Genomic DNA, 25,180 nt, shown 5'->3' with positions numbered 1-25,180 from the left:
ACCTAACCCCTGGCGCTCAGGCAAAACCGCCATAGATTTAGCGGTAACACGGCGCGGGTTCGCCCGCTGGCAACGCAAGGTAAAGATCAAGATGTCCTCCCTTCCCCAAGACGCCCGCGCCCTGTTTGACGCCGCCGTGGCCCGCGCCGATCCGGCAAAAGCGCTCAGCCAGGCGCTGCTCGCAACCCCGCTCCCTGCCTTGGAACCCGGCGGGCAGGACTATATCCTGGCGCTCGGCAAAGCGGCGGTTCCGATGATGCAGGAAATGCTGCGCCATATCCCAGAGCCGCGTCAGGCGCTGGTGATCACCAACCCGGAAAACCTGACAGAGGTCCCCGGCGCCAGGGTTCTGGCCGGGTCACATCCGGTGCCCGATCAGGCCAGCGCCGATGCAGGCGCAGCGGTCATAGATCTGGTGTCGCAAACCACCGCGCAGGACCGCATCACCGTGCTGGTCTCGGGTGGGGGGTCGTCGCTGATGGTGGCGCCTGCGGCGGGGATCAGCCTGGCAGACAAAGCCGCTGTTGGTGCGGCGCTGCTGTCTTCCGGGTTGGACATTAATGAGATGAACCTGGTGCGCCAGCACCTGTCCGAGCTGAAAGGTGGCGGGTTGCTGCGCCATGCGGCCCCGGCATCGGTGCAGGCCTACATCCTGTCGGATGTGATTGGCGATGATCTGCGCGCCATTGCCTCGGGACCGACCGTTTCGCCATTGGGGGACCGCGCGGCAGCATGCGCGCTGTTGCAGCGGGCCGGGATCTGGCAGGATCTGCCCGAGACAGTCAAAACCCATCTGGCACAGCAGTCGCCCACCAGCCCCCTGCCGGAGGCACAAAACAGCCTCATCGGCTCCAACCGTCACAGCCTGGCTGCGATGATGGAGCGCGCCTGCGCCCTGGGATGGCAGCCGCAGCTGGTCAGCGATCATCTGACTGGCGATGTCTGTGAAGCGGTTGAAGAAATCCTGCACGCGGCCAAGGCAGCGCCAGCGGACCAGCCCGTCGCGCTGATCTTTGGCGGGGAGACCACCGTGCGCCTGCGGGGCGATGGGCGCGGTGGCCGCAACCAGGAACTGGCCCTGCGCATGGCCCAGCGCGGCGCCTCCGAGCTGAGCGGAGACTGGCTGTTCCTATCCGCTGGCACCGATGGCCGCGACGGCCCAACCGATGCGGCCGGCGGCTTTGCCACCCCGCAGACCTGGCAGGCTATTGCCGAGGCGGGCCAAGACCCTGCCGCTTTGCTGGCCAATAACGACAGCTACGCCGCGCTCAAAGCCGCCGAGGCCCTGCTGATCTGCGGCGGCACTGGCACCAATGTGGCGGATGTTCAGGTTTTTCTGCGACGGGCAGCAGACTAGGGTTCTGCCCCTCAAGCCCGTTCACAGATCAATCGCATCGAGCTCGTTGAGAAGATCCAGCAGCGCTTCATAACGCTCCTCCCCCATTTTTTCACGGGTGCGCTCGACGATGGCGATGCTGGCGGCAATATTGGCCTCGATGATTTCGGCCCCTGCCGCGGTGATGCGGATCACCTGGCGGCGGCGGTCCACTTGGTCGCGCTCGCGGCTGATCAGGCCTTTTTCGTCCAGCTTTTGCAGGATCCGCGTCAGGCTGGGCAGCAGCAGGCAGGCCTGATCGGCGATCTCGGTTGGATCAATGCCGTTGCTTTCCTGCACCACCCGCAGCACCCGCCATTGCTGTTCCGTGAGATCCACATCGCTCAGCAGATGCCGGATCGGTCCCATGACTCGTTCACGCGCCCGTAAAAGGGCGATCGGCAAGGAGCGGGCGGTAGAGGGCAATCTGTTCTTCATATCTGCTTATCACTCATAATCCTGCCTAAAGGCAATTGCGGTCGCGATTTTTCACTGTTTGACAAACTACCCCCCAAAAGCTACACATGTTAACAACAAATGTGAAGCCTTTCGGCTTTCCGGTCCCCAACAGGAGCCCAGCCATGCCAGTTCCCGCCCCCGTGCTTTATCCCCCTTTCAACATCGTTCGGCTGTCCCATGTGGAGTACCGCGTCACCGATCTGGCGGCCTCTCGCAAATTCTATGTCGAGATTCTCGGTCTTCAAGTCACCGAAGAAGACAACACCCACATCTATCTGCGGGCTATGGAGGAGCGCGGCCATCACTGCATCGTGCTGGTCCAGGCGGACACGGCCGAAGTCGGCGTGCTGGGCTTTAAGCTTTATGATGCGCCCGATCTTGAAAAGGCCGCCGCATTCTTTGCCGACAAAGGACTGCCGGTGGACTGGGTTGAACGCCCCCACATGGGGCGCACCCTGCGCACCCGTGACCCCTGGGGCATTCCGCTGGAATTCTACGTCAAGATGGAGCGCATGGCACCGATCCATCAGGAATATCGGCTCTATAACGGAGTAAAACCCCTGCGGATTGATCATTTCAACATGTTCTCGGCGGATGTGGATGCCTCTGTCGCCTTTTACAACGAGATCGGTTTCCGGGTGACGGAGTACACAGAGGACGACGAAAGCGGTAAGGTCTGGGCTGCCTGGATGCACCGCAAGGGCGGCGTGCATGATGTTGCCTTTACCAATGGCACCGGGCCACGTCTGCATCACAGCGCGTTCTGGGTGCCGACGCCGCTCAACATCATTGATCTGCTCGATCTGATGTCCACCACCGGCTATGTCGACAATATCGAACGTGGCCCGGGCCGCCATGGTATCTCCAACGCCTTCTTTCTGTATGTGCGCGACCCTGACGGCCATCGGATTGAGATCTATTGCTCGGATTATCAAACCGTTGATCCCGACCACGAGGCCATCAAATGGTCCCTGAAAGACCCACAGCGCCAAACGCTTTGGGGGGCACCGGCGCCGCGCAGCTGGTTCGAAGAGGGCTCCACCTTCGAAGGCGCCACCACCCAAGACAGCGCCCTGACGGCACAGCCAATTATCGCCCCTTAGTATAGCAATTAGGACAGCACCCTCCCCTTGGGGGCGGCTATCCGGGCCAAGGCCCGAACACTGGAGTTTTGACAATGAAATGGGATGAATTCTCAGGCTGGGGCCGCCGCATTGCGGATTGGGCGCAGGACTATCACCTGACCGTTGGCGACAAGCCGGTGCGCGCCCGCACCGAACCCGGCGAGGTGCTGAACGCCCTGCCGGCAACGCCTCCCGAGGGCGGCGAGGGCATGGAGGCGATCTTTGCCGATTTTGAAGAGATCGTGATGCCGGGGATCACCCATTGGCAGCACCCGCGTTTCTTTGCCTATTTCACTTCCAATGCCGCTGCGCCCTCGGTGCTGGCGGAATTCCTGACCTCTGCCATCGCGCCACAATGTATGCTCTGGCAGACCTCTCCGGCGGCCACAGAGATGGAAACCCGGATGATGGACTGGCTGCGCCAGGCGCTGGATCTGCCCGAGGAGTTTCAGGGTGTCATTCAGGACAGTGCCTCGTCGGCGACCCTGGCCGCGGTCCTCACCATGCGAGAAAAGGCGCTGAACTGGCAGGGCAACCAACAGGGGCTGTTTGCGCAGAAACCGCTGCGGATCTATTGCTCGAGCGAAGTGCATACCTCGGTGGATCGCGCCATCTGGGTCGCCGGGATTGGCCAGCAAAACCTGGTGCGCGTGCCGATCAAAGGCGACTGGCGCGGCATGGACCCTGCCGCGCTGCGCCAAGCAATCGAGGCCGACATCGCCGCCGGGATGCAGCCTGCCGGGCTGATACTATGCGTTGGCGGCACCGGCACCGGCGCCACGGACCCAGTGGATGAGTGCCTGCAAATCGCCGAAGACTACGGGCTCTACAGCCATATCGACGCCGCTTGGGCGGGATCGGCGATGATCTGCCCCGAATACCGCCATTACTGGCCCGGGGTCGAGCGCGCCGACAGTATTGTCTTTAACCCGCATAAATGGCTGGGCGTGCAGTTTGATTGCTCGGCGCATTTTTTGAAAAACCCCGACGATCTGGTGCAGACCCTGGCGATCAGCCCCGAGTATCTGAAAACCCACGGCAAAGACGGTATCATCAATTACTCGGAATGGTCGGTGCCGCTGGGGCGGCGTTTCCGCGCGCTCAAGATCTGGTTCCTGATCCGCACCTATGGGTTGGAGGGCCTGCGGCAGCGCCTGCGAAACCACATCAGCTGGTCCGGAGCCCTGCATGACAAGCTGGCAGCGACACCGGATTTTGAGATCGTCACCCCGCCGATGTGGTCGCTCTGGACCTTTCGTTATGCCCCCAAAGGCGCCTCCGATCTGGATGAGTTGAACCTCAAATTGGTCAATGCAATCAATGATGACGGGCGAATTTACCTCACTCAAACGCGGGTGGATGGCGATCTGGTGATCCGCTTTCAGGCCGGTCAGTTTGAAACCACCCAGGCCGACGTGATGATGGCCCACGGTGTCATCACCGAAATCGCCGCAACGCTCTAACGCGCCAGCCGCTCCTCGTCTGGCTCCTCTGGCTGTCGCTTGCAGCCGGGGGAGAGGCACAGTAAGCCTGCGGGGCGGGAGAGAGGCGACATACGTATTTCCCTGCAATTGACCAAAATGCGAGGCCGCCGTTAGCCTGAAGGCACAGGAGCGAGACTGCGCCAGCCCTACACATTGGCGCGCCCTCAGGGAGGAACGACATGACACGCACTTTGCTAGCAGGAATGGTCTCTGCACTGGCACTGGCTTCGGCCGCCACTGCAGATATCAAGATTGCCCATATCTATGGCAAGACCGGCCCGTTTGAAGCCTATGCCAAACAAAGCCACGACGGGCTGATGCTGGGGCTGGAATATGCCACCGGCGGCACCATGGAGATCAATGGTGAGCCAATCGTGGTGATCGAAAAAGACACCCAGCTGAAACCAGAGAACGGCAAGGCCCTGCTGGAAGAGGCTTACGGCGACGACGAAGTTGATCTCGCCATTGGTCCGGTCAGCTCGGGCGTGGCCCTGGCAATGTTGCCGGTTGCCGAAGAATACGAAAAGATCCTGATTGTTGAGCCCGCCGTGGCCGACAGCATCACCGGCGCCAACTGGAACCGCTATATCTTCCGCACCTCGCGCAATTCATCGCAGGACGCGGTGTCCAGCGCCATCGCGCTGGCGGCTGACAACGTCAAGATCGCCACTCTGGCGCAGGACTATGCCTTTGGCCGCGACGGGGTCGCCGCCTTCCGCGAGGCCCTGGCCACCCAGGGCATCGAACTGGTTCACGAAGAATACGCCCCCACCGACACCACCGACTTTACCGCCGCGGGTGAGCGCATTTTTAACGCCATGAAAGACCTGGACGGCCCCAAAAAGCTGTTTGTGATATGGGCCGGGGGTGGCAACCCGCTGGGCAAGATCAACGCCATGGATCCGGGCCGCTTTGGCATCGAATTTGCCGGGGTTGGCAATATCCTCGCCGCGCTGAAAGGTTTCAAAGACTATGAAGGCATGGAGGGCGGCACCTATTACTACTACGAGCTGCCCGACAATGAGGTAAACGACTGGCTGGTCAAAACCCATTTTGAGCGTTTTGATGGGCCGCCTGATTTCTTCACTGCCGGGGGCATGGCCGCAGGCATCGCCGCAGTTGAGGCGATCCGCAAGGCGGGCTCCACCGACACCGAAGAGCTGATCACCACGATGGAAGGCATGGAATGGGAAACTCCCAAAGGCACCATGCGATTCCGGGCGGAGGATCACCAGGCACTGCAGACCATGTACCATTTCAAACTGACCGTGCAGGACGGTGTGGAATGGGCGGTGCCAGAACTGGTACGCGAACTGCCGATCGACGAGATGCCAATCCCGATCCGCAACCAGTAACCCTGTAAACAGTCAATCTCCATGGCCCAGGGATCTCATCTTTGGGCCATGGTTTTTCAGCAGCGGGCCGCGCGGCCCCAGTCTGCCCCTTTTCTCAGACCGGGCGCGCAGCCAGTTGCGCGGCACGTGCCTGCAGAGAACACTCCGAGATCAAAATGACCCAACCCATTCTGAAGACCCGTGACCTGACCGTCCGCTTTGGTGGCCATGTGGCTGTTGATGCCGTCAGCTGCGCGTTTAACGCCGGTGAGCTCACCGCGATTGTCGGCCCCAATGGCGCCGGAAAAACCACCTATTTCAACCTGATATCGGGCCAGATCCCGGCCTCCGCCGGTCAGGTGTCACTGCGCGGTCGCGACATCACCCGCGCCTCGGTCTCTGCCCGTACCAAGGCCGGCATTGGCCGCGCCTTTCAGCTGACCAATCTGTTTCCAGGGCTGAGCGTGCTGGAAAACCTGCGGTTGGTGGTGCAGGCAAAACTGGGGCGTGGTTTTAACCTGTGGTCCATGGTGTCGCGTCACCAGGACCTGACGGATCAGGCCGAAGAGATCCTCGCCCGGGTGCATCTGCTGGATCAACGGGATCAGGTGGTGTCGGAGCTGTCCCATGGCAACCAGCGCAAACTGGAGGTCGCCCTGCTGATCGCTCAGGACCCGGATGTCTATATGTTTGACGAACCCACCGCAGGCATGAGCGTCGATGAGGCCCCGGTGGTGCTGGATCTGATTGCCGAGCTGAAACAGCAAAAAGACCGCAGCATTCTGCTGGTCGAACACAAGATGGACGTGATCCGCAGCCTCGCCGATCGCATTATCGTGTTGCACAATGGTGCCCTGGCCGCAGATGGCGCCCCGGCTGAGGTCATGGCCTCTGATGTGGTACAAGAAGCCTATATGGGCCGTGGTCTCGAAGGAATTCTCGCAGATGTCTGATGCCATCCTGACGCTGGAGGGCGTCTATACCAATATCGCTCAGTACCATATTCTACAGGGCGTCGATCTGGCGGTGCCCCGTGGCGGAGTCACCATGCTGTTGGGGCGCAACGGTGTTGGCAAAACCACCACATTGCGCAGCATCATCGGCCACTGGCGCGCCCATCAGGGCCGCATCCTGTTTGACGGCACCGACATCACCAAACTGCCCACCCCGGCCATAGCCCGTCTTGGTATCGGATTTGTGCCCGAAGACATGGGCATCTTTGCCGATCTCACGGTTGAGGAAAACATGACCCTCGCCGCGGTCAGCGGCCCGATCAACTCGGCCCGGCTCGACTGGATCTTCACCGCCTTCCCGCCGCTGAAAACATTCTGGAAATCCGATGCCGGCACGCTGTCAGGCGGGCAAAAACAGATGCTGTCGATTGCCCGCGCGATGATCGAAGAACGTAAGCTATACTTGATTGATGAACCCACCAAAGGCCTGGCGCCCGCAATCATCTCGACCATGGCCAAGGCTCTGAAAGATCTCAAAGATCAGGGTGCTTCAGTGTTATTGGTGGAGCAGAATTTTGCCGTCGCCAAAGCCCTGGGCGACAGCGCCAACGTGATGGATGATGGCCGCATGATCTGGTCAGGTGACATGGCGGACCTTGGCCGCGATGCTGCCCTGCAGGAACGGCTGATGGGCCTCAGCATGGAGACCCACTGAATGTCCCGGTTCCAAAGCTTCTCCCCCAGCCCGTTCCCGGCTGGATACTCCGCCCCCGCGCCCTATAAACTGATGGAGGCTCTGATATGAGTGCCGCCCCCGAACATGCGCCCACGATGGCCCAGGCCACCCTGTCTGAGCGCATCGGCCCCTATATGCCCGTCCTGCTGGTGCCGCTGCTGGCCATCGCCGGATTTCTCGCGATCCTGAATCCCGCCAGTTGGCTGACCCTCACAGTTTCCGGCCTCGCCATGGGCATGATGATCTTCATCATGGCCTCAGGACTGACGCTGGTCTTTGGCCTGATGGATGTGATCAACTTTGGCCATGGTGCCTTTGTCTCTGTCGGTGCCTTTGTCGGCATCACCGTGCTGATGGGACTGGGCCACCTGACCGAAGCCCCCTCGCTGATGCTCAACCTCGGCGCGGTGCTGCTGGCTGTCATCGGGGCCATGCTGGCCACTGGCGCCATGGGCTATGCCTTTGAAAAAGTCATTGTCGCCCCCGTTTATGGCCATCACCTGAAACAGATCCTGGTCACCATGGGCGGGCTCATCGTGGTGGAACAGCTGATCATCGTGCTTTGGGGACCGGAAGAGATCTATTTCAACCGCCCCGAAGCCCTGAAAGGCGCCGTGACCTTTGCCGGCGCCGCAATCGAAAAATACCGCCTGGTGGCGGTGGCCGTGGGCCTTGCGGTCTTTGCCACCATGCGCTGGGTGCTGCGCCGCACCAAAATTGGCCTGATCGTGCGCGCTGGTGTCGAAAACGGTGAAATGGTGCAGGCGCTTGGCTACCGGCTCAAGCTGGTCTTTGTCGGTGTCTTTATTGCCGGCTCTGCCCTTGCAGGGCTCGGGGGCGTCATGTGGGCGCTCTACCAAGAGGTGATCACCGCCCATATGGGCAATCACGCGATGATCCTGATCTTTATCGTGGTGATCATCGGCGGGCTTGGCTCGGTTGAGGGCTGCTTCATCGGCGCGCTCCTGGTGGGGCTGATGCAGAACTACATCGCCTTTATCGAGCCCAAAGCCGCCCTCATTTCCAATATTGCCCTGATGGTCACCATTCTGATGTGGCGCCCTATGGGTATGATTCCGGTGGTAAAAGCAAAATGATCCGCTCTCTTCTCTCTGGCGATATGCCGCGTTCCCTGCCACTGGCGCTGATCCTTGGCGGCATTCTGTTCTGCCTGGCGCTGGCCCCCTTCTTATTTCCCGGCGTGCGCACCGTTGATACCGCGGCGCGGATCTGCATCTTTATCGTGCTGGTGGCCAGCTATGATCTGCTGCTGGGCTATGGCGGTATCGTCAGTTTTGCCCATACCATGTTCTTTGGCATCGGTGCTTACGGCGTTGCCCTGACTTCTGCCCATATGGGGCGCGGCTTTGATGCCATCGCCATCGGCGCCCTGGCAGGCGCAGGTCTGGCAGCGGCTCTGGCGCTGCTGATCGGGCTGTTTTCGCTCCGCGTCAGGGCTATCTTCTTTGCCATGATCACCCTCGCGGTGGCCTCGGCGGTGGCGGTGCTTGTCAGCCAGCTCTCGGGCCTGACGGGCGGCGAGGATGGCCTCACCTTCAAAACCCCGCGCGAACTTGGCCCCGCCTTCAAATTTGGCAAAGACACCTTTGGCGGCACTCTCTTTGGCGTCAAATTGAACGGCAAACTGCTCGCCTACTACTTTGTTTTCATTGGCGCCACCCTGCTGTTTCTGGCGCTGCTGCGGGTGGTAAACTCCCCCTTTGGCCGGGTGCTGCAGGCAATCCGCGAAAATGACTTTCGCGCCGAATCCATTGGCTACCGGGTGGTCTACTACCGTGTCGCCGCCACCTGCCTCTCAGCGGCAATTGCCGCGCTGGCGGGCTCTCTTTATGCGGTCTGGCTGCGCTATGTGGGCCCTGACACCGTGCTGTCGATGGAGCTGATGATTGATATCCTCTTGATGGTGGTCATCGGCGGCATGGGCACGCTCTATGGTGCGATGATCGGCGCCACCCTGTTTGTGCTGGCGCAGAACTACCTGCAAAACCTGATGGGCGCCGCCTCTCATCTGGTCGAGGGACTGCCGCTGCTGCCAGACCTGCTCAGCGCCGACCGTTGGCTGCTCTGGCTGGGTGTGCTGTTTATCCTCAGCGTCTACTTCTTCCCAACCGGCGTTGTGGGGCGGCTGCGCGAAAACCGCTAGCCCGGCCCCTGGCACCTTACGAACGGCCACCTACGGGTCGCTGTGTTTCGCGGGTCAAGGGCCGCTGTAAGCGGCCGCGCGCCAGCGCGGTTCACCCTTGACGCGCAGCCCTTTCACAAACTTAGAACAGGCGCCTCAGGGCAGACCTGCCCCTGAGGGCCTTCTCAGCAGACTTTCTTTTTTGCACCGCGCCAGCGGTGCCCCCTCACAAAACCAGCACCGCGACAGCGGTGCTGGGCCCAACGGGAACGGGTGGATCTTTGATCCATTCCCGTTCCGGGCGGGAGCCACCCCCTTTATGCGCAAGGCCTGATGGAGGTATATGGCCTGGACAAAATCTGGCTCAGCGCAGCAGCTTGCCCTCAGGCCAGCTCAAGGTGGTTTCCAGACGGATCAGCCGGTCCGCTCCCGGAGCCAGATCAAACTCCCAGGCCAGAATACCGCGCTGTTTGTCGACATTTTCCTCGCTGACACTGGGCGCGGCACTCCAGCTGATCTCCAGCTCTTCCTGCTCACTATAGGGCACCCGGTCCATCAGGCGCAGCGGCCAGGTCTCCCCCGTCAGGTTCTCCACAGAAATCTCGACCACTTCCTGCTGCTGGTTGCTGCGCGAGATCATCCCACGCTCACCTTCGCTTTTCTGCAACACATTCCGTGTCAGGCGCAGCCCGTGCAGGGCGCCAAAGCCCAGTTCAGCCTCTTGCCCAACGGCCAGTCTTTCGAACTTCGAAAAGGTCACCAGTTTGCCATCCACAAACATCGGCACCCGAGCACTTCCCAGCAAGTCACCGTCAAAATCATTGGTAAACTTCGCCACCCGATAGGCGGTTTCATCCCGCATCGGTACCGCAACTGCCAGTACCTCGGCCTCTGTGGTCAGACTGTCCATCTCAAGCTTCAGAATATCCGGGCCTGAGGCAATGGAAACAGGATGGGAAAAATGATAGCTGGCCCCGGGTCCGCTGGTATCCGCCCCCCATTGCACACCGCCAGCGCCCTCTTCCATGATCATGGGCTCGACGATTGGCTGCGCCAGCAAACCAACTCCGGAATCATCGGATGCTGCAAAATCCTGGTTGCGCATTTTTGGTTCCGGGCGCGGGTCCTGCAGCCACCGTTGTAGGGCGTTGATGTGGGAAGGTGTCCCGCGCTCGCCCGGTTGCAGGGTTGATATCGTCAGATCAACGCCGTTCCAGTTCTCGCCGGTTGCTTGCCAGAGGTCAAAGCCGCGCTTCAGTTCCAACTCGGGGGTCTCCCCTGTGGTCAAATGCCACTCATAGCTTGGCTGCGAGGATGCATAGCCACTGGTAAAATAGTTCAGCTCCAGCGCGCCGGGTCCGGCTTGGATCACATCCACCGCAACCACCAGATAGTACCGGTTTGCATCCTGAACCGCGACGGCTGCCAGGGCCTGTTCAGCATCTTTCAGCTCCTCTGCAAGGTCCTCCAGCTGATCCTCGATGGCGCGGGCGCGGATCTGGGCCTCCAACGCCTGCTTGCCTGCGGCACCGGCCTCCGTCGCGATCATCCGGGTGATATCGCGCAGGGCCTCCGCGCCAGCCTCTGCCAGGCCCTCATTGCTGCCCAGCTGCTGCAAAAACCCTATCGCCGTTTGCGCCGCCGCCGCGTCGCTCTCGGCCCGGCTTGCCTCATCGCGAACCGCCTGAATACGGGCCTCAACCTCTGTGACCACCGCCTCAGCCGCCAGAACCTCTGGATCGTCAGCCCGTCGAGGCGGCGCGCCATCCTCACGGAACAACAGCGCCGTCTGTCGCGCCCCGGTCAGATCCAGTTGCAGCGTTTCCAGATCCGCCGAATAGGGAATATTGCTCAGGATCAGACGATGTTGACCGATTGGCAGGTCAAACTCCGCACGGCGGGTGATCGCAGCCACCTCTGGGTAGACCGTGACCTCGGTCACCTGGCTGTTGACGGTAATCTCATCGGCCCAGGCAAGGCTGGCGACCGAACTGGCCAGCAACGACAGCAAGGAGAGGGAAAAACGCATGAATATCTCACAATCAGGTTTGGAGTGCAGGCCCTGTCCCACCGCCCCTGAGTGAAACAGCAGTCGACCCGCTCAATAGTCCTGACAGTAGAGTATCAAGGCGCAGCTAAAAGCAGAAGTTGCCAAGCAGTTGCGATCTGGCGCAAATTTGCCGAAGCTTCGCCACCTCAAGAAAGCAAAAACGGCGCCGTTCTGGCACCGTTTTGAACCTCATTGGCTGCGCGACGCAGACTGCACGCGGGCAGCGCCAATGGGAAGAGCATAGTCCCTGGATCAGATCAGTGCTGCGCCACAGGGGCAGCTGCCATCATGCGGGTTGGGGCCTTGCGCACCGGACGCACCCGTTTGAACCGCTGTTCCAGATCTGCGGCAGGAAAGCCCAAGAAGGCACAGGTGCAGATTTTGACATGGCTCTGCGCGTCATAAAGATGCATATGGCCCTTGGCACGTTTCATGTAAAAGCCCTTGCCCTGCAGCCCCGAGCGCAGCTCTGACCAGGTTTTGGCCTCTTGAAAATGTGGTGTCAGCATGATCCGCAACTGGATGGCCATTTCGGTATCCATACGGTCCTGATCACTGGCACTTGACCAGGCCGTCTGTTGCATGGCTGCGTCGCCGGTTGTCTGTGTTTCGCGTTCAAAATCTTTCGAGTACATGGCTCAAACCCCGTTTTCATATCCCACCCTCAGGATATTGCGTTATGTGGCCAGATTTGGGCAGCCCTGCAAAAGATTAAGGGCCGCCTCTTGCGAAGCAGCCCCCCTAACCTAAAGTGTAAAAAGCTTTAGCCTTTTTTGAGCACTTCCCGGCCCAGAAGTTCGGCAATCTGCACCGCGTTCAGGGCGGCGCCTTTGCGCAGGTTGTCGCTGACACACCAGAAGTTCAGGCCGTTATCAATGGTGGAATCCTGGCGTATGCGGCTGATAAACGTGGCAAAATCGCCAACGCATTCTACCGGGGTCACATAGCCACCGTCTTCGCGCTTATCAATCACCATGATGCCAGGTGCCTCGCGCAGGATGTCGCGGGCCTCGTCTTCGTCGAGGAAGTCTTCTGTTTCAATATTGATCGATTCAGAGTGGCCAACAAAGACAGGGACTCGCACACAAGTGGCTGTGACCTTGATCGAGGTGTCGATGATCTTCTTGGTTTCGGCGACCATTTTCCACTCTTCCTTGGTGGAACCATCGTCAAGAAAGACGTCAATATGCGGAATCACATTGAAGGCAATCTGCTTGGGGTAGACCTTTGGCGGTACTTCTTTGGTCGGGTTGTAAATCGCCTTGGTCTGCTCCCACAGCTCGTCGATCGCCTCTTTGCCCGATCCTGACACAGACTGATAGGTCGAGACCACGACGCGTTTGATCTTGGCCCGTTCATGCAAAGGCTTCAGCGCCACAACCATCTGCGCGGTCGAGCAGTTGGGGTTGGCGATGATGTTCTTCTTGGCATAGCCATGCACGGCCTCGGGGTTCACCTCGGGCACGATCAGCGGCACATCGGGGTCGTAGCGGTAGAGCGACGAGTTATCGATGACCACACAGCCCGCCTTGGCGGCCTTGGGGGCGTAGATCTTGGTCGCATCAGAGCCAACGGCAAACAGCGCCATGTCCCAGCCAGTGAAATCAAAGGTGTCGAGATCCTGGGTCTTCAACGTCTTCTCGCCGAACGTCACCTCGGTTCCCAGCGATTTACGGCTGGCCAGAACGGCAACCTCATCCGCAGGAAACTGGCGCTCTGCCAGGATGTTCAACATTTCGTGGCCCACATTGCCTGTGGCGCCAACGACGACGACGCGATAACCCATTTTGTTTCTCCAGTATCATCCGACCTCATGGCCGGCTGGGGTCTCATATAGGCAATTGCCCTGCATTTAAAGGGCTTGGTCAGTCCAGCCGGTCGCGGCTGAACAGATAAATCACACATCCCACCGCAAGAGACAGGGCAAAGAAGCCAAAAATCGCCAGATAGGGCGCTGCCGGGGCCGCTCCGGCCATATTCGAATGCAGCCTGCCGGAGGCAAACTGCATGATTCCAACGCCGCCGATGCCAAAGAAGTTGAGCAGCGTCACGCCCCGCCCCACCAGATGCGGCGGCACAAAGGCGCGGCCATGGGCAATGATCACTGGGAAAGAGCCGCCCACAAAGCCCACAAAGGCCATCACCGCGATGGGCATCCAGATCGGCGCGCCCGTCACGGACATCAGGGCAACCATTGCCAACACACCCAGCGCATTGCCGGTAAAGATCACCCATTTGCGGCTTCCAAAGATCCGGTCCAGCGGCCCATAGGCAAAGGTGCCCGCCACCATGGCCACGCCCATGACCAGCGCCGCCAGCCCGACTTCGCCGGTGCTCAGCCCGTAGACATCGGTTAAGTAGGGGCCGATCCACAGTCCCCGCAGCGCGCCAGAGGGCGCATAGCAGACAAACATCAAAGGAAATATCGCCCAAAGCACCGGCATCTTCAGCAGCTCCAGCACCGATCCTTTCTGGCCGCCCTCAGGTTTGGCCGGATCCTGCACCGTCAGGAAAATACCCGCAGCCACCAACCACGAGGCCAGCGCCAGGGTCCAGAGCGTCGCCCGCCAGCCAAGGTGCTCCACCGCAAAGGCCGTCGGGTAAGAGGCCACCAGATTGCCCACCGACCCCATGCCCAGCATCAGGGCCGCCAAAGTGGCAAAGCGGGCCGCCGGGTATTGGCGCGCAAAGATGTAATATGACGCCATCAGAACCGGCGAACAGCCGATGCCGATAAAGAACATCGCCATGCTGACATGAAAAGGCGATGTCGCCAGCGCAAAGACCGCCGCGCCGCCAGAGCCACCCAGAAACAACAGCCAGGCAGAGGTCCGGCGTGGTCCCAGATGGTCCAGCGCCCAGCCCACCGGCAGCTGCATCGCCGCAAAGGACAAAAACCACATACCAGACGCATCCGCGAGATCACTGGGCGTGGCGCCAATATCCTGTCCCAGCACCGTGGTCAGAACCCCAAGAAAGGCGCGGAAAAACTGGCTCAGCACATAGGCCAGGCACAACATGATCAATCCAGCCTGCATCTTGAACGCTCCCTTTGGGTAGATCTCTTGCTTTGCGCGTCCATTGAGCATTTGTTGTCACATGTTCGCGACGCGAGCTTGCATGTTTGCAGCCTGGGTACAATTGTTTTGATACCTGACAGCAGAGATTGAGACGGATGATGCATACCGCCAAATTTTACGAATCTCTGCCCCGGCAGAGGCATTTTTCCAGCCTGACAAAGCCAGCAGCCTTTACCCCGCTTCCGGATGACTGGGTGATCTGCTGCAGCGATATCGTCGATTCCACCGGGCTGATTGCCGCCGGGAAGTACAAGACCGTCAACATGGTTGGGGCCTCGGTGATTGCAGCCATGCAGAACGCGCTCGACGGCGCCGCCTTTCCCTATGTCTTTGGCGGCGATGGGACCTCGTTTGCGGTCTCCGCTGCGCAGACTGCGACGGCACGGCGCACTCTGGCCCGCCTGCGCCGCTGGGTGAAACAGGAGTTTGGCATTGCCCTGCGGGTGGCGATGATCCCCGTGCACGAGGTGCGGGCGCAGGGGCTGGATGTCACCGTGGCCCGCCATGCGGTCTCGGACAATGCCGACTACGCAATGTTTTCAGGCGGCGGCCTCGCCTGGGCCGAAGATCAGATGAAGCAGGGCCATTGCGTCATCCCCGAAAACACAGACGAGACACCACCAGATCTGACCGGCTTGTCCTGCCGTTGGAATACGATTCCCGCACTCAATGGGCTAATCCTGTCGCTGGTGATGGTGCCAGGGCCGACGGCAACAGCAGCGCAGTTTTCCAGAGTGGCGGCAGAAATCCTGACCCGGACAGCGGCTTTGGCGCGGGGCGGCCACCCGGTCGCCGCAGAAGGACCGGGGATCGCCCTGCTGCCACGGGGGCTCGGTCTGGAAGCCAAACTGACCCATGGCACCGGATCAGTGTTGCGCAAGTGGCTTAGTCTGATGGTCGGCACCATGCTGACGAGCTGGTTGTTCCGCCACAAAAAGCCCATGGGCCAGTTTGATCCAACCCACTACCTTGCGGTAATGAGCGACAATGCCGACTATCGAAAGTTCGACGACGGGCTCAAAATGACCATTGATTGCACCCCAGATCTGCAGAGCGAGATCACGGCGATCCTGCAAAAGGCCCAGACCGCCGGGCATATCCGGTTTGGCCTGCATGCGCAGGATGAGGCCCGACTCACCTGTATCGTGCCCTCCGCAAGCAGCGATGATCACGTCCATTTTGTCGATGGCGCCGCAGGGGGATACACCCGCGCCGCCAGCAATATGGGTAAAATTCAAAGAGAATAAGCCGGAGTATCAGCTCCTGACGCATCCCCCAAAGACGGGCTTTGGGGGCTAGGCTTGCAATCAGACTTTCTGAAACAGACCCGCCTTAGGATCGTAGCATTCCAACCCGCCTTCTCCGATGTCGGTCCACAACCCATGCAGGCTGAGACTGTCGCCTTTGACGGCCTCCGAGATAAAGGGAAAGGTCATCAGATTTTCCAGCGATGCCACAACCGCCTGACGTTCAAACTGGCGCGCCTGGTGGTCGTCGTCCTCGATTTCGGCAACCAGATCGAACTTGGGCTTAAGGATATCCATCCAACGCCCGACAAAGCTATCCTTGGCTTCCAGGGTTGGCGCATGGCCTTTGCACATATCAATACAGCCCTGCACGCCGCCACATTGCGAATGGCCCAGAACGATAAGATGCGAGACTTTCAGCACGGTTACAGCATATTCCACCGTCGCACTGGTGCCGTGGTAATCGCCATCGGGCGCATAGGGCGGGACCAGATTGGCAATATTGCGGTGGATAAAGAACTCCCCCTGATCGGCGCCAAAGATCGAGGTCACATGGACCCGGCTGTCACAACAGGAAATCACCATCGCCCGAGGCCGCTGTCCTTCGGTCGCGAGCCGGCGATACCACCCCTGGTTCTCCGCATAGGAGGTGGCCTTCCAGCCGTGATAGCGGGTGACCAGATAGCTGGGTAGAGGTTTGGCAAATTCCATTGAGAGCATCCTCTTGTGAGTGTTCGCGGCGCTAATATCCTAAATTGATCGCAAATTCGAGGGATTTGAACAGTCCGGTGGAAACCTTTTGACAACCACTGGCAGGCAAATTGGCCTCGTGCCGTGGGGGTACAATAAATTTAGGGTGAATGTGGTGGCTAATATACTCACTGTCATGCAAGCAGAGAACGTGCATCTTGATCCAGACAAACTGGGCGAGCTGTACGCGCAACTGGGCGAAGCCGGAGCCGAAGATGTCGTTTGTCGCGCCATCGAGGAACTGGCTGTGCGCCTGACGCATTGCGAACGACTTTGGCGTCAGAACAACATGGTTGATCTGCGCAAAAACGCGCGATCCTTGATCGCAATCGCGGAACAGATCGGGATGAGCGCCATGGCGTCCATTGCCCGCGATGTCACCGCGGCAATTGATAACGAGGACGCACCCGCCGTGGCCGCGATCCTGTTCCGGCTCCTTCGGGTCGGCGAGCGCTCCCTGACAGCTGTCTGGGATCAGCAAGACATTACCGTTTGAACGCCTAGATCAAACACCAAGACCAAACGCACTTTCTGAACGGCTTGACCCAACAGGAAGACAGACCACTAGAACTGTAGTGTAAAATGCCTACATGCCAGGCCGCCCTGGAGACCTAAATGGTCTCCGGCGGCCTTGGCCTGTTTGAGGGCCTGTTTTAATGTCCTGCACCAAGGCTGAGTATCGCCGCGCAGTTTTCCCTAGAACTCTGGCAGCACCAAAACTCTGGCAACACCTAAAACTCTGACAACAAATGACAGGCGGCACTTGCAGGCAGCGGGCAGGCAGATACTCTGACCGCACCTGACGCCCAACCGGAGTATCCTTTATGGCCCCTTGCTTTGCACCAGTCTCTGACACTGCTGTTTCTCTCTCTCTGATGGAGCAGGATCAGCTGCAAGGCTGGCTACAGAATCAGCCCGCGTCACTCCAGGACTGGGTCACGACCAATGGCTTTACCGCAGGCTGCGGTCAGGCGCTGTTGGTTCCGGGAATCGATGGTGCTGCGCCCTTTGCTCTGGCGGGCTATGGCACAGCCACGCAGCGCAGGCGCCAACGCTTTACCCTGGCCGCCGCCGCAGAAAAACTGCCTGCAGGCTGCTATCAGCTACAGGCCGAGACACCGGGCCTGGCCCAGCTGGACACCGAGACGCTGTCGACGGAATGCCTTGGCTGGCTGCTGAGCCAATACCGTTTTAGCCGCTACAAAAGCACCACACCGATGGCGGCAAGCCTGATTGCCCCGGCGACGGTTGATGCCGCCGCGATCGAATCGCTGGCCGCTGCCGAATGGCTGACACGGGATCTGATCAACACCCCCGCTGCCGACATGGGGCCTGCCGAATTGGAGGCCGCAGTTGAGGCCCTGGCGGCTGAGTTTGACGCCTCCGTCGGGGTGATCACCGGCGCCGATCTGCTGGAGGCGAATCTGCCGCTGATCCATACGGTTGGCCGCGCCGCAGATCAGGCACCACGGCTGATTGACCTGCATTGGGGCAGTTCCGGGCCAAAGCTGACCCTGGTGGGCAAGGGCGTCTGCTTTGACACCGGCGGGCTGAACCTGAAACCCGGCGCCAGCATGGGGTTGATGAAAAAGGACATGGGTGGGGCCGCAAATGTCCTGGGGCTGGCGCGGATGATCATGGCAGCCGGGCTGCCAATTCAGCTGCGGGTGCTGATCCCCGCAGTAGAGAACGCCGTCTCTGGCAATGCCTTCCGTCCCGGCGATGTGCTGCCCTCGCGCAAGGGATTGACGGTTGAGATCAACAACACCGATGCCGAGGGCCGCCTGGTGCTGGCCGATGCCCTGACCCTGGCGGATGAGGGCGATCCTGATCTGGTGATCTCGATGGCCACCCTGACTGGGGCTGCACGGGTGGCGGTTGGCCCGGATCTGGCGCCGTTTTACACTGATCACGACGCGGATGCCGCCGCGCTGGCGACCCAGGCAGCCCCGCAGGCGGACCCGGTCTGGCGGATGCCCTTTCACGCCCCCTATGAGAGCATGATCGAACCCGGTATTGCCGATCTCGACAATGCACCTGCGGGCGGATTTGCCGGCTCAATCACCGCCGCGCTGTTCCTGCGCCGCTTTGTCGGCGAAAGCCGCTATATGCATTTTGACATCTACGGCTGGACGCCCAGCGCCGCGCCGGCCCGACCCAAGGGCGGCACCGGCCAGGGCTGCCGGGCACTGTTTGCCGCACTGCCCGACCTGCTGAGATTGTAAGCACCATGTCAGAGAGTGGCTCAGAATGTGCACGTATTGCCCTGCCTGTTGTTGACCTGTTGCGCGCCCCCGACGGGCCGCGTGATCGGCAGCTTTTGTGTGGTGACGCGGTAGAGATCCTGGATCAGAATCAGGGTTGGGCCCATATTCGCGCCACCAAGGATGGCTATCAGGGCTATATGCCAGATGCGGCCCTGGCCCCGGCGCAAACCAACAGCCATTGGATCAGCGCCCCAGCCAGCCACGCCTATAGCGCTGCCGATTTCAAATCCCCCGACCTGGCCGCGCTCAGCTTTGGCAGCCAGGTTCTGGTCTCTGCAGATGAAGGGCGATTTGCAAAAACCGATCAGGGCTATATCCCAAGGGTGCATCTTACCCCGATGGATCAGCAGCTGCGCGATCCGCTGTCTGTGGCCATGGGGTTCCTTGGCACCCCCTATCTTTGGGGCGGCAACAGCCGCTTTGGCATTGATTGCTCAGGGCTGGTGCAGCTCGCCTGCCTCGCCTGTGGCATTGCCTGCCCCGGCGACAGCGGCCCACAAGAGCGCCAATTGGGAACACTTCTGCCCCCCGGCAGCACCTATCAACCTGGAGATCTGTTGTTCTGGAAGGGCCATGTTGCCTGGGTTCACGCCCCCGACACCCTGCTACATGCCAATGTCCATGCCATGGCTGTGGCGCTGGAACCGTTGCAGCAGGCGATCGCCCGCATTGCCGATCAGGGCGACGGCCCAGTAACGGCACACCGGCGGTTGCCGCAGATCGGCTGAGCCACACCGGAGCCCTGGCTATTTCACCGCCCGGATGAGTTTACGTTCCAACACCCGCAGCACCGCCTTCAGGTCGCTGCCGCGTTTCAGGATCTGGCCATCCATCCCCACCACCGCATAAAGCCCCTGGCGATTGCGCAGTTTGGGGTGTTTTTCGATCCGGTACAGCGGATTTTCAGCGGTGCGGCGAAACACTGAAAACACGGCAAGCTCCCGCAGGCAGGAAATCCCGTAATCACGCCACTCTCCGGCGGCCACCATACGGCCATAGAGCGACATGATCACCGACATTTCGCGTCGGTCAAAGGCCACTTGCTGCGGGATAGGCACGCCCGGCTTGGGCGGAATGGGATCCATAGTCATACCCCGAGACTCGCCGCAACGACGAGATTAATCAAGGTGTTTTGCACCTGCCCGACCTCAGCCTACGCAGGCCCTGCCTCAGCGATGCGCCTCCGGCACCCAATCGGCGGTCTCTTGGTTCCAAAACCGGTTTGAGTTTGCCTCACCCTGACCGCGCCGATGCAGGCTGCGCGCTGCCGCAATCAGCTGGATCACCGGTTCTTCATAGGGATGGGCGTGGTAAATGGCACAGAGCAGCGGCTCCAACGCTTGCCCCTGCTTGGGCACAAAGATCTGCAGCTCAACACAGGCCACCGCGACGGCCTGATCCGTGGCCCGGTTGCGGGCCTGTGGCAGGGTGCGAAACTGCTGCACCCCGGCGCGGGTGGTAAATGCCACTTGATCGTAGTCCCCCCAATGCAATGGCTCCTGAGACAGCACCGCCTGCAAAACCCGCCCGGCGGCCTCCTGTGGCACCTGAACCAGCACCCGTGTGCCCTGTTCGATGCTAGGCTCTGGACCCATTAATCTTACATGCTCAGCGGCTATTTCACGAGATTTCAGGGGCTTGGGGTGCGCAGCCAATAGTGGTTCTATTTGCAAGCGATCCGAGACATTGAAATGAAGTGAAATCGTTGGCCTTCGGGTTTGACGGATTTTCCCGCTGGACGCGTCACATCTGATTGAAATAGAACCACTATTCCTGCGCAGATGCTCCTAACCAGCGAAAAAATCTGTCAAACTGAGCACGTAAAATTAGTGGGTCCAGAGCCTAAAGCGGTCGCAGTGGATTGTGTCAAAGACCTCAGGCATTGGTCAGTTCCTCACAGCGTAGTCCAAGAATGTTCTCCAGCGCCCGTGCCCCGACCCCGGTCATCTGCAGCCCGCGTTTGTGGCTGTTGCGCGTCACCCAGCCCTGATCAAAGAAATGAGCAAGGATCTGTTTTCCCAGCGGACCTGCTACATGCAGCTTGCGCTCGGTCCAATCCATGCAGGGGCGGGCAAAGGGCTGGCGCGCCTGCGCAGATGCAGGCATTTGCGGCAGGTGCACGCCCAGCTTTTGCCAGGTCTCGTGGCCACAGACGCGAAAGCCGCCGTTTTCCTCGACCAGCATGCCTCGGTCCAGAACTTGCCCGGTGATAGCCACCGCCAGAGGGCCCGCGAGGTGGTCATAGCAACTGCGCAGCGGGGCAATATCGCCCGCCTTGCGCCGCTGGGCCAGATGCAGATGAGAACTGGGCGAGATGGCCGCCAGCTGCTCCAGCACCCCGGCCACCTCGCTATTGGCGAGGCGGTGAAACACACAGCGCCCGCGTTTCTCGGCCAGGACCAGCCCGGCGTTTTGCAACATGCGCAGATGCGCCGTGGCGGTCTGGGCGGTGATGCCCGCCGCCGAGGCCAGTTCCTTGTTGGTGAAAGACCGCCCCTCCATCAGCTCACACAGCATCCGGGTGCGGCTGGCATCGCTCAGGGCCTGGCCAATGATATCAAAGCGTGGTGTTGTCATCTCCCAAGGCTAGCCCTTTGCGGACCCCCTGCCCATAGAATTCCCTTCGCTGCAGAGCGAACAATGCGTGAGGGGGTGCGCCCATAGGCACAGGCTCTCTTGTTGGCAGCCCGAAGCCCATCGCAGTGCCATCCAGCCGCTGCCGCGCAATTTAACGCAGAAATAACCTGAGTGGTGGAGACTGCCCCGACCATGGCCAGGCAAGCAGCCAGCAGGCGCCCGGCACCCTGCCCGCTTTTTGGTCTCAGCTTTCGTTTTGGTCAAACGCTCCCTGTTTGGCCATGCCCACTCTTGGTGGAGAAAATATAATGACCTCTGGTTCCAACCCCCGTCACAAGGGGACACGCCACCGTTTTTCCGCGCTTGCCAAGCGGGTCTGTCGGCGGATGACCGGCGCTTTCAGTGCTCTCGGCCTGTGCTTAGGCTTGCTCAGCGCTGATCTACATGCCGGCAGCGCGGTGATCACCGATAAACAGATTCAGGCCCGTCTGGCCTTGATGCGTCAACAAAAAGAAGCGCTCCTCAGCCTCAGCGAAATGATGGCGGGGCGGCGGGTCTTCACCCCCCAGACGGCCAAGGCCGCGCGGCGGGTCCTGATGAACAACACTCGCAAGATCCCCAAACGTTTTGCCAAGCGGCGCATGGACCCCAATTCCTATGCCCGCCCCGAAATCTGGGTCCAGTGGCAGGATTTTGAGGCCCGCGCCGAGGTCGCACGACAGGCAGCAAAACAGATCAGCGCCAATTCTGTGAACGGGCTGCGCCGCAGCCTGCCAACGATGATACGGGCCTGCCACAGCTGCCATCAAACCTATCGCACGACGCCCAATCAGGCGATCACGCATTAACCCGGTTGGCAAAACATAGGGCGGGATAGCCCGGCAGTGAAGCCGAAGAGGCGAGCCTGCCAAGCGTGGCTCCAACTGACGGGGCTTTCGCTGTAGGGTTACACTGGAGGGCCTGCCGAAATACGCAGTAAGCCGACCTATCCGTGTCCACGGCAGGTACTGGCAAGGCCCGCAGATAGCCCCGGCGGCGGTTAGGTCGAAACCACAGCATAGCGGGCGAGAAAGGTATCAACCGCGCCCTCAATAATCCTGCTGCGTTCTTCCTCTGTAAAGCTCGCGTTGATGTTGAACAAAAAACGCGGCACAAGATCGGCGCGGCAAAGTTCGGCAAACTGATCGGCAGCGAGGTCAAAATCCTCGACCTGCAATTCGCCCCTAGCCGCGGCGCTGCAAAGATAGTCGCGAATTTTGCCGCGAATCAACAATGGACCGCTCTCATAAAACTGGCGTCCAAGGTCAGGAAAGCGATCAGCCTCAGCCACGCAGATACGAAACATCCGCAGGCCAAAGTCAGACAGGCTGATGGACAAGATATGCCCAGCTGCAGCTCGCAAAATTTGACGCGGGGTACTGGAACAGGTGGCCAGGTTCATCGGCGCATCCGCCTGGCGGGCGCATTCGCTGCGGGCGACCTCCATGAACAACAACCGCTTATCAGGGAAATAACTGTAAAGTGTCGCCTTGGAGACCCCAGCCACCCGGGCAATATCGTCAACGCTGGCGCCTTCAAACCCATCTGCCAAAAACACCTCACGCGCGCCCTTGAGAACCTGATCAAACTTCCGTCCGGTTCGCAGAATGCTGGCGTGTTTGTTCATGGCTGACCTCGTGGCGCTGGCGGGATGGAACCACCACTCTAACCGAGAGAACGGTAGCGCAACACCATTCTCTTTGCTCTCGTTTCGCGCCTGCCCAAGAGGCCAAGCTCAAGCGCTTCCCAAGTGACCTGCAGGGCCAAGCGCTCCCGCCCACCCTTCAGCCTTCTGACGAAGGCTGGGGCCGTTGGGGGTGGCGCCGCGCTGCCGCGCGGCGCGGTCGCGCGTACCAAAGCCCGTCTCGCCTCTCGCAGACCTGCCATCCGGGCCGGCCGCCCCGTCTGTCCCCCCCCCTCTGTCACCCCCATCCGTCACCCGCGTCTATCCCCCTCTGCCACCCAGACTACCTTCCGCTTCCCCGAGCCAAAGCACCACAGTGGGCCGCTTGTTTGGTCCGGATCTCAAACGAAAAAATATCAAATCGGGCGAGCCCCTCCTGGGGCGGATCAGGGCTGGATCAGCCACGCCGCGCGGCAGCGCGGCGCCCGGCCCAACGGGAGGCGGGCATTATGGATGCCCAAACGACGGGCGGGAGCCCCCCCCTTTGCTTTTCCCTGCTCCTTTGCAAACAACGCCCAGCTTTCCATCTTGCCTTTTTACCAAAAGCCGCTACCACTCTGGCAATGGCCGATATTTTCTTCAGAACACTGCCCTTCTTTGCAATCATCGGCCTCGGCTATTGGGCGGGTCGAACGCGGTTCTTCACCGAAGAGGCCACCGCCTATCTAACCAAATTCATCTTTTTCTTCCCGCTCTCGGCGATGATCTTTCGCTTTTCCGCCAATCTCTCCTTTGCCGAGATCTTTGATCCCGACCTGGTTCTCGCCTACCTCGCAGGCACTATGGCGGTCTATCTGCTGGTCACGCTTGTTGCTCTGCTGCGCCGCCTGGACATGCCCACCGCCGCCGTCGAGGCCCAATGCGCCGCCATCGGCAATGTTGGCTTTCTGGGCCTGCCAATGATGGCCATCCTTTTTGGTGAGGCCTCCATTGCGCCGATGATGCTGGTGCTCAGCGTTGATCTGGTGGTGTTTTCCTCACTGATCGTCATCCTGATCAACCTTGGGCGCGGTTCTGGCCTGGGGATGGCAACACTCAAGCTGGTGCTGCTCGGACTGCTGCGCAATCCGATGATTCTGGCCATCTGCGCCGGCCTCGCCTGGTCCGCCTCTGAGCTCCCGATCCCAGAGCCGATGAACGATTTTCTGTCGATCCTGGGGGGGGCTGCCACTCCCGGAGCGCTGTTTGCCATTGGTGCCTCGCTGGCGTCAAAATCGGCTGAGCGGATGCAGATCGCCGTCTGGATCAGCTTTGCCAAACTGGTGTTGCACCCGCTCTGTGTCGCGCTTTGCGTCATCATCCTGTTTCCGGTCAACAGCTACTCTGCCATGGTGGCCATTGCAGCGGCCTCTCTGCCGGTGGCGGGCAACGTCTATATGCTGGCACAGCATTATGGCGTGGCACCACACCGGGCCTCGGCGGCCATTTTGATTTCCACCCTCGTCTCCATCTTCACCGTACCCATGGTGATCGCCTGGGTCACGCAGCTGTAGTCGCCCGCTTTTTGCCCCCACAATTCAGGTTATTGTAACGCGATTGCCGCATTAACTGGCCCAGCTGTCGCGCCTCTACTGGACCCGCGCCGTCCTGACAGGTAGCGATAGGGCAACCATAGATAGGAGCGGCTCCATGGAAACCATTTCGCAAAACAAAGCCTTTGGTGGCAATCAGGGCGTCTACCGCCACAAAAGCACTGCCACCAACTGCGACATGACCTTTGGCCTGTTCCTCCCAGAAGAAGCCAAGGACGGGCCAGTGCCAATCCTATGGTATCTCTCGGGCCTGACCTGCACCCATGAAAACGCCATGACTAAGGCGGGCGCACAGGTCTGGGCCGCCGAACACGGCATAGCATTGGTGTTCCCTGATACCTCGCCG

General features: G+C 60.3%; 25 protein-coding genes. 15 read left to right on the top strand and 10 right to left on the bottom strand.

What is annotated here, in order from left to right; genetic code table 11:
• Window positions 1-91 precede the first annotated feature (91 nt).
• Window positions 92-1,357 carry a DUF4147 domain-containing protein gene (locus tag QZ268_RS18585; protein ID WP_295455490.1) on the top strand — a complete coding sequence of 422 codons (1,266 nt, stop codon included), beginning with the start codon at window positions 92-94 and terminating at the stop codon, window positions 1,355-1,357.
• A 21-nt stretch (window positions 1,358-1,378) separates the two neighbouring features.
• On the opposite strand, the gene hpaR is transcribed toward QZ268_RS18585, so the two are convergent.
• Entirely contained in the window at window positions 1,379-1,813 is a 435-nt protein-coding gene (hpaR, locus tag QZ268_RS18580) for a homoprotocatechuate degradation operon regulator HpaR (RefSeq protein WP_295455488.1), read from the bottom strand.
• Window positions 1,814-1,956: 143 nt separating this feature from the next.
• On the opposite strand from hpaR, the gene hpaD reads away from it, so the two are divergent.
• The 7 genes from hpaD (at window position 1,957) to QZ268_RS18545 (ending at window position 9,629) form a co-directional block, all read left to right on the top strand.
• The gene (gene hpaD, locus QZ268_RS18575; RefSeq protein ID WP_295455486.1) at window positions 1,957-2,937 is read left to right on the top strand and encodes a 3,4-dihydroxyphenylacetate 2,3-dioxygenase; all 981 of its coding nucleotides are present in this window, start codon (window positions 1,957-1,959) and stop codon (window positions 2,935-2,937) included.
• Window positions 2,938-3,011: 74 nt separating this feature from the next.
• Window positions 3,012-4,421 (top strand): pyridoxal-dependent decarboxylase, encoded by a 1,410-nt coding sequence (locus QZ268_RS18570; RefSeq protein ID WP_295455484.1) that lies wholly within the window; start codon window positions 3,012-3,014, stop codon window positions 4,419-4,421.
• A 200-nt stretch (window positions 4,422-4,621) separates the two neighbouring features.
• Window positions 4,622-5,797, top strand: coding sequence for a substrate-binding domain-containing protein (locus QZ268_RS18565; RefSeq protein WP_295455482.1), 1,176 nt, complete (start codon window positions 4,622-4,624; stop codon window positions 5,795-5,797).
• A gap of 155 nt (window positions 5,798-5,952) precedes the next feature.
• The gene (locus QZ268_RS18560; RefSeq protein WP_295455481.1) at window positions 5,953-6,729 is read left to right on the top strand and encodes an ABC transporter ATP-binding protein; all 777 of its coding nucleotides are present in this window, start codon (window positions 5,953-5,955) and stop codon (window positions 6,727-6,729) included.
• On the top strand, window positions 6,722-7,444 hold the full coding sequence (locus tag QZ268_RS18555) for an ABC transporter ATP-binding protein (protein WP_295455478.1): 723 nt from the start codon (window positions 6,722-6,724) through the stop codon (window positions 7,442-7,444). Before QZ268_RS18560 ends, QZ268_RS18555 begins: the two co-directional genes overlap by 8 nt.
• Before the next feature lie 86 nt (window positions 7,445-7,530).
• Window positions 7,531-8,562, top strand: coding sequence for a branched-chain amino acid ABC transporter permease (locus tag QZ268_RS18550; RefSeq protein WP_295455476.1), 1,032 nt, complete (start codon window positions 7,531-7,533; stop codon window positions 8,560-8,562).
• Window positions 8,559-9,629 (top strand): branched-chain amino acid ABC transporter permease, encoded by a 1,071-nt coding sequence (locus QZ268_RS18545; RefSeq protein ID WP_295455474.1) that lies wholly within the window; start codon window positions 8,559-8,561, stop codon window positions 9,627-9,629. Before QZ268_RS18550 ends, QZ268_RS18545 begins: the two co-directional genes overlap by 4 nt.
• Window positions 9,630-9,972: 343 nt before the next feature.
• Here QZ268_RS18545 and QZ268_RS18540 read toward each other — a convergent pair whose 3' ends face one another.
• The 4 genes from QZ268_RS18540 to QZ268_RS18525 all read right to left on the bottom strand — a co-directional run bounded on the left by QZ268_RS18540 (window position 9,973) and on the right by QZ268_RS18525 (window position 14,696).
• Window positions 9,973-11,637 carry a mucoidy inhibitor MuiA family protein gene (locus QZ268_RS18540; protein ID WP_295455472.1) on the bottom strand — a complete coding sequence of 555 codons (1,665 nt, stop codon included), beginning with the start codon at window positions 11,635-11,637 and terminating at the stop codon, window positions 9,973-9,975.
• 278 nt (window positions 11,638-11,915) lie between these two features.
• Entirely contained in the window at window positions 11,916-12,293 is a 378-nt protein-coding gene (locus QZ268_RS18535; RefSeq protein WP_295455470.1) for an aspartate-semialdehyde dehydrogenase, read from the bottom strand.
• A gap of 128 nt (window positions 12,294-12,421) precedes the next feature.
• Window positions 12,422-13,444 (bottom strand): aspartate-semialdehyde dehydrogenase, encoded by a 1,023-nt coding sequence (locus QZ268_RS18530; protein ID WP_295455469.1) that lies wholly within the window; start codon window positions 13,442-13,444, stop codon window positions 12,422-12,424.
• Between the two features lie 79 nt (window positions 13,445-13,523).
• A complete protein-coding gene (locus QZ268_RS18525; RefSeq protein ID WP_295455467.1) occupies window positions 13,524-14,696 on the bottom strand; it encodes an MFS transporter in 1,173 nt (390 codons plus the stop codon).
• A 140-nt stretch (window positions 14,697-14,836) separates the two neighbouring features.
• Between QZ268_RS18525 and QZ268_RS18520 the strand changes: the two genes are divergently transcribed.
• Window positions 14,837-15,985, top strand: a complete 1,149-nt coding sequence (locus QZ268_RS18520; protein WP_295455465.1) for a DUF3095 domain-containing protein — start codon at window positions 14,837-14,839, stop codon at window positions 15,983-15,985.
• A gap of 60 nt (window positions 15,986-16,045) precedes the next feature.
• On the opposite strand, the gene QZ268_RS18515 is transcribed toward QZ268_RS18520, so the two are convergent.
• The gene (locus tag QZ268_RS18515; RefSeq protein ID WP_295455463.1) at window positions 16,046-16,696 is read right to left on the bottom strand and encodes a carbonic anhydrase; all 651 of its coding nucleotides are present in this window, start codon (window positions 16,694-16,696) and stop codon (window positions 16,046-16,048) included.
• A gap of 175 nt (window positions 16,697-16,871) precedes the next feature.
• Here QZ268_RS18515 and QZ268_RS18510 point away from each other — a divergent pair, with 175 nt between their 5' ends.
• The 3 genes from QZ268_RS18510 (at window position 16,872) to QZ268_RS18500 (ending at window position 19,730) form a co-directional block, all read left to right on the top strand.
• Window positions 16,872-17,231: a hypothetical protein gene (locus tag QZ268_RS18510; protein ID WP_295455558.1), complete on the top strand. Its 360-nt coding sequence runs from the start codon at window positions 16,872-16,874 to the stop codon at window positions 17,229-17,231.
• 328 nt (window positions 17,232-17,559) lie between these two features.
• On the top strand, window positions 17,560-18,960 hold the full coding sequence (locus QZ268_RS18505; RefSeq protein ID WP_295455461.1) for a leucyl aminopeptidase family protein: 1,401 nt from the start codon (window positions 17,560-17,562) through the stop codon (window positions 18,958-18,960).
• Window positions 18,961-18,965: 5 nt separating this feature from the next.
• The gene (locus QZ268_RS18500; protein WP_295455459.1) at window positions 18,966-19,730 is read left to right on the top strand and encodes an NlpC/P60 family protein; all 765 of its coding nucleotides are present in this window, start codon (window positions 18,966-18,968) and stop codon (window positions 19,728-19,730) included.
• An 18-nt stretch (window positions 19,731-19,748) separates the two neighbouring features.
• Here the strand turns inward: QZ268_RS18500 and QZ268_RS18495 are convergent, their stop codons facing one another.
• The 3 genes from QZ268_RS18495 to QZ268_RS18485 form a co-directional block, all read right to left on the bottom strand.
• Window positions 19,749-20,087: a DUF2794 domain-containing protein gene (locus QZ268_RS18495; protein ID WP_295455457.1), complete on the bottom strand. Its 339-nt coding sequence runs from the start codon at window positions 20,085-20,087 to the stop codon at window positions 19,749-19,751.
• Window positions 20,088-20,171: 84 nt separating this feature from the next.
• Entirely contained in the window at window positions 20,172-20,597 is a 426-nt protein-coding gene (locus QZ268_RS18490) for a hypothetical protein (RefSeq protein WP_295455455.1), read from the bottom strand.
• A 280-nt stretch (window positions 20,598-20,877) separates the two neighbouring features.
• A complete protein-coding gene (locus tag QZ268_RS18485) occupies window positions 20,878-21,579 on the bottom strand; it encodes a metalloregulator ArsR/SmtB family transcription factor (RefSeq protein ID WP_295455453.1) in 702 nt (233 codons plus the stop codon).
• A gap of 308 nt (window positions 21,580-21,887) precedes the next feature.
• Here QZ268_RS18485 and QZ268_RS18480 point away from each other — a divergent pair, with 308 nt between their 5' ends.
• Window positions 21,888-22,427 carry a cytochrome c gene (locus tag QZ268_RS18480; protein ID WP_295455451.1) on the top strand — a complete coding sequence of 180 codons (540 nt, stop codon included), beginning with the start codon at window positions 21,888-21,890 and terminating at the stop codon, window positions 22,425-22,427.
• A gap of 191 nt (window positions 22,428-22,618) precedes the next feature.
• Here the strand turns inward: QZ268_RS18480 and QZ268_RS18475 are convergent, their stop codons facing one another.
• Complete coding sequence (locus QZ268_RS18475; protein ID WP_295455449.1) at window positions 22,619-23,245, bottom strand: TetR/AcrR family transcriptional regulator; 627 nt, start codon at window positions 23,243-23,245, stop codon at window positions 22,619-22,621.
• A gap of 620 nt (window positions 23,246-23,865) precedes the next feature.
• Between QZ268_RS18475 and QZ268_RS18470 the strand changes: the two genes are divergently transcribed.
• Together QZ268_RS18470 and QZ268_RS18465 are read left to right on the top strand one after the other, a co-directional pair.
• Window positions 23,866-24,795: an AEC family transporter gene (locus tag QZ268_RS18470; protein ID WP_295455447.1), complete on the top strand. Its 930-nt coding sequence runs from the start codon at window positions 23,866-23,868 to the stop codon at window positions 24,793-24,795.
• Window positions 24,796-24,931: 136 nt separating this feature from the next.
• A partial coding sequence (locus QZ268_RS18465) for an alpha/beta hydrolase-fold protein (protein WP_295455445.1) occupies window positions 24,932-25,180 on the top strand: 249 nt, incomplete at its 3' end.

It is taken from the genome of uncultured Pseudophaeobacter sp. (assembly GCA_905479575.1).
Classification (GTDB): domain Bacteria; phylum Pseudomonadota; class Alphaproteobacteria; order Rhodobacterales; family Rhodobacteraceae; genus Pseudophaeobacter.
The sequence above is the reverse complement of the archived record's forward strand: the minus strand, read 5'-3'. Positions and strand labels throughout refer to the sequence as shown.

Excerpts from the sequence above, each read along its gene's own strand:
- QZ268_RS18495 (WP_295455457.1), bottom strand. The coding sequence starts at position 20,087 with ATGGATCCCATTCCGCCCAAGCCGGGCGTGCCTATCCCGCAGCAAGTG.
- hpaD (WP_295455486.1), top strand. The coding sequence starts at position 1,957 with ATGCCAGTTCCCGCCCCCGTGCTTTATCCCCCTTTCAACATCGTTCGG.
- QZ268_RS18570 (WP_295455484.1), top strand. The coding sequence starts at position 3,012 with ATGAAATGGGATGAATTCTCAGGCTGGGGCCGCCGCATTGCGGATTGG.
- QZ268_RS18520 (WP_295455465.1), top strand. The coding sequence starts at position 14,837 with ATGCATACCGCCAAATTTTACGAATCTCTGCCCCGGCAGAGGCATTTT.
- QZ268_RS18500 (WP_295455459.1), top strand. The coding sequence starts at position 18,966 with ATGTCAGAGAGTGGCTCAGAATGTGCACGTATTGCCCTGCCTGTTGTT.
- QZ268_RS18485 (WP_295455453.1), bottom strand. The coding sequence starts at position 21,579 with ATGACAACACCACGCTTTGATATCATTGGCCAGGCCCTGAGCGATGCC.
- QZ268_RS18505 (WP_295455461.1), top strand. The coding sequence starts at position 17,560 with ATGGCCCCTTGCTTTGCACCAGTCTCTGACACTGCTGTTTCTCTCTCT.
- QZ268_RS18540 (WP_295455472.1), bottom strand. The coding sequence starts at position 11,637 with ATGCGTTTTTCCCTCTCCTTGCTGTCGTTGCTGGCCAGTTCGGTCGCC.
- QZ268_RS18515 (WP_295455463.1), bottom strand. The coding sequence starts at position 16,696 with ATGGAATTTGCCAAACCTCTACCCAGCTATCTGGTCACCCGCTATCAC.
- QZ268_RS18490 (WP_295455455.1), bottom strand. The coding sequence starts at position 20,597 with ATGGGTCCAGAGCCTAGCATCGAACAGGGCACACGGGTGCTGGTTCAG.
- hpaR (WP_295455488.1), bottom strand. The coding sequence starts at position 1,813 with ATGAAGAACAGATTGCCCTCTACCGCCCGCTCCTTGCCGATCGCCCTT.
- QZ268_RS18470 (WP_295455447.1), top strand. The coding sequence starts at position 23,866 with ATGGCCGATATTTTCTTCAGAACACTGCCCTTCTTTGCAATCATCGGC.
- QZ268_RS18585 (WP_295455490.1), top strand. The coding sequence starts at position 92 with ATGTCCTCCCTTCCCCAAGACGCCCGCGCCCTGTTTGACGCCGCCGTG.
- QZ268_RS18475 (WP_295455449.1), bottom strand. The coding sequence starts at position 23,245 with ATGAACAAACACGCCAGCATTCTGCGAACCGGACGGAAGTTTGATCAG.
- QZ268_RS18530 (WP_295455469.1), bottom strand. The coding sequence starts at position 13,444 with ATGGGTTATCGCGTCGTCGTCGTTGGCGCCACAGGCAATGTGGGCCAC.
- QZ268_RS18565 (WP_295455482.1), top strand. The coding sequence starts at position 4,622 with ATGACACGCACTTTGCTAGCAGGAATGGTCTCTGCACTGGCACTGGCT.
- QZ268_RS18550 (WP_295455476.1), top strand. The coding sequence starts at position 7,531 with ATGAGTGCCGCCCCCGAACATGCGCCCACGATGGCCCAGGCCACCCTG.
- QZ268_RS18545 (WP_295455474.1), top strand. The coding sequence starts at position 8,559 with ATGATCCGCTCTCTTCTCTCTGGCGATATGCCGCGTTCCCTGCCACTG.
- QZ268_RS18525 (WP_295455467.1), bottom strand. The coding sequence starts at position 14,696 with ATGCAGGCTGGATTGATCATGTTGTGCCTGGCCTATGTGCTGAGCCAG.
- QZ268_RS18480 (WP_295455451.1), top strand. The coding sequence starts at position 21,888 with ATGACCTCTGGTTCCAACCCCCGTCACAAGGGGACACGCCACCGTTTT.
- QZ268_RS18535 (WP_295455470.1), bottom strand. The coding sequence starts at position 12,293 with ATGTACTCGAAAGATTTTGAACGCGAAACACAGACAACCGGCGACGCA.
- QZ268_RS18560 (WP_295455481.1), top strand. The coding sequence starts at position 5,953 with ATGACCCAACCCATTCTGAAGACCCGTGACCTGACCGTCCGCTTTGGT.
- QZ268_RS18555 (WP_295455478.1), top strand. The coding sequence starts at position 6,722 with ATGTCTGATGCCATCCTGACGCTGGAGGGCGTCTATACCAATATCGCT.
- QZ268_RS18510 (WP_295455558.1), top strand. The coding sequence starts at position 16,872 with ATGCAAGCAGAGAACGTGCATCTTGATCCAGACAAACTGGGCGAGCTG.